Below are 2,088 nucleotides of genomic sequence, written 5' to 3'. Positions count from 1 at the left end.
TCGCTCTACGAGTTTCTGGCGCAGGTCACGGGAATAGGGTTTCATGTCAGGCAGCTTCTAGATGGCACTTCCATTACTCTATCTTGTACCTCGCCAGCCTGGAAAAGGCTGTATGACATTGAACAGGAGGCGATCGTGCAATGGCAAATTTAGATCAGTACCGAGCCTTTATTCAAACCTTGCTAACAGAAAAAGCAAACCGTGGCAGCGACCAAGAAGTGGAAGCGCAGACGCTGTTTGATCAAACACAAGATCACTACCAACTTATCTATATTGGCTGGCATAACAAACGCCATGTTTTTGGACCTGTCCTTCATTTAGATATTAAAGACAACAAAATCTGGATTCAATGGAATGGCACAGAAGATGACATCGCAGCGGAACTGGTTGCCCTGGGCGTTCCCACTCAAGACATTGTTCTCGGTTTTCAACCACCCTTTATGCGTCAATTTACCGATTATGCCGCTGGTTAAATGATTTTCCTTGCCCTTGCCCTTGAAAACTTCAACTCCTATAGAACTCATTTGAGATCTTTGAGGATGCTGGATTAAACTAAAGCAAAAATGGCATACTCCAGCAACCTGAGCGATGCAGAATGGAAAATTATTGAGCCACTCTTGCCGTCCAAGAAGCAGACTAGACCACCATTGTGGACTAAACGTCAAATTCTTGATGGCATCTTCTACCAGCTCAAGAATGGCTGTAACTGGTGTGACCTGCCGAGAGATCTGCCCCCTTACTCCACCGTGTTCTGGTACTACAAGCAGTGGCGGGAAACTGGAGCTCTCGACCAGATTCTCGAGGCACTTCATCAAAAAGTGCGGCAACAGGTTCAAAAAAACCGAAGTGGACAACCCTAATCATCATTGATTCTCAGGCAGTGAAGAACACTTGCAATGCGAGTGCTGCCTCCAAAGGGTTCTGTCATTACAAAGCAACTAATGGAATGGAACGACATCTAGCAGTGGATACCTTAGGGTTTCCCTTCTTTACCCACTGCACCAAAGCAAATGTGACAGATGACCAGGGATTGATTGAGATGCTCTCGAACAATATCGCTTATTTCAAAGCGAAACCTGTCAATATTCCCAAGATTACAATCCTCATAGACCACGGGTATCATCCAGACAAGATCAAGCAAGCGCTTAAAAACGTTTATCCCCAGATTATGACGAAGATTCGCTTTGAGCGTTCTCCCAAACCGTCGAAGGCGCAAAAGGAGGCTCAGGGTAAATCTGGCTTTGTCCGAGTAGCCACTCGATGGATTGTGGAACGGTCGAATGCTTGGGTGGAGCGGTGCAAGAGTTTAGTGAAGAACTTTGAGTGGACTTTAGACCATGCGAGGGCAAAGCTCAATCTTTGCTTTATCCGGCTCATGCTGAAGCGGTTAGCTACACCCTAAAAAGATATCAAATGAATTCTATAAACTTCTGCTCGTCACAACGGGAAATATCAAAAACGCAGACTTAGAAATTCTTTTCACTACAAATCTATCCCTCATCGTTAATTTGCTATCTCAGCACAATTACATTGAATTGAGTAGGGACTCTGTGATTGTCCATCAGTAGGAAACATAAAGTTTTAGCTCCATTAAGTTGGTGCTTTTATCCAATGCTCAATCCCTTTCCTTGTGGGTACTCCTCCATCGGTAAATACCCAAATAGCTTTCCTTTGTTTTGGGCTATAGCTGATGTGGATGGGTCGATCGCCCCCGTAGTAGTACAGCGAGTCAAACGGTAACTGCTGTTCCAGAATCCATTCCACAAGACGATTGCTCTCCAACTTCACAATCCGAAAATCGCAGGCAGCACCGAGGCAATCGCAGTAATACTTGCCATTTCGGTTCTTCTCATGGGCCATGTGCTGGTCACGACTCGGATCAACCCGTCCATTCTTAATCCCTGTCTCTGGGTCTTTCTGAGCCAGGAACCGCTTCAGATCCTTTGAGCAGAATCCGTAGGTTAACTGAAATTGCTCCATGCCAAAGTGAGTAATCGCGGGGTCAAGGATGTGTTGGCACAAAGCTTTTAGTGCTGGGATAGTCTCTTCTAAGTTCTCGGGGTACGGATCAATCTGATCGGCATACTT

The 2,088-nt window shown here is 45.6% G+C and carries 4 protein-coding genes; 3 read left to right on the top strand and 1 reads right to left on the bottom strand.

The window, feature by feature from the left end; all coding sequences use genetic code 11:
* The first annotated feature begins 140 nt into the window (after positions 1-140).
* The 3 genes from H6F80_RS27745 (at position 141) to H6F80_RS27735 (ending at position 1,402) form a co-directional block, all read left to right on the top strand.
* Entirely contained in the window at positions 141-473 is a 333-nt protein-coding gene (locus tag H6F80_RS27745) for a XisI protein (RefSeq protein WP_190794752.1), read from the top strand.
* A 90-nt stretch (positions 474-563) separates the two neighbouring features.
* Positions 564-860, top strand: coding sequence for a transposase (locus tag H6F80_RS27740; RefSeq protein WP_190794751.1), 297 nt, complete (start codon positions 564-566; stop codon positions 858-860).
* Complete coding sequence (locus tag H6F80_RS27735; protein WP_518523673.1) at positions 767-1,402, top strand: transposase; 636 nt, start codon at positions 767-769, stop codon at positions 1,400-1,402. Before H6F80_RS27740 ends, H6F80_RS27735 begins: the two co-directional genes overlap by 94 nt.
* Before the next feature lie 188 nt (positions 1,403-1,590).
* On the opposite strand, the gene H6F80_RS27730 is transcribed toward H6F80_RS27735, so the two are convergent.
* Positions 1,591-2,088: hypothetical protein (locus H6F80_RS27730; RefSeq protein WP_206755126.1), on the bottom strand; the 498-nt coding region annotated here is incomplete at its 5' end.

It is taken from the genome of Leptolyngbya sp. FACHB-711 (assembly GCF_014695615.1).
In the GTDB taxonomy this organism is placed as follows: Bacteria; Cyanobacteriota; Cyanobacteriia; order Elainellales; family Elainellaceae; genus Leptolyngbya_A.
Note: the sequence above shows the minus strand (reverse complement) of the source record. Positions and strands in the feature narration are given on the sequence as shown.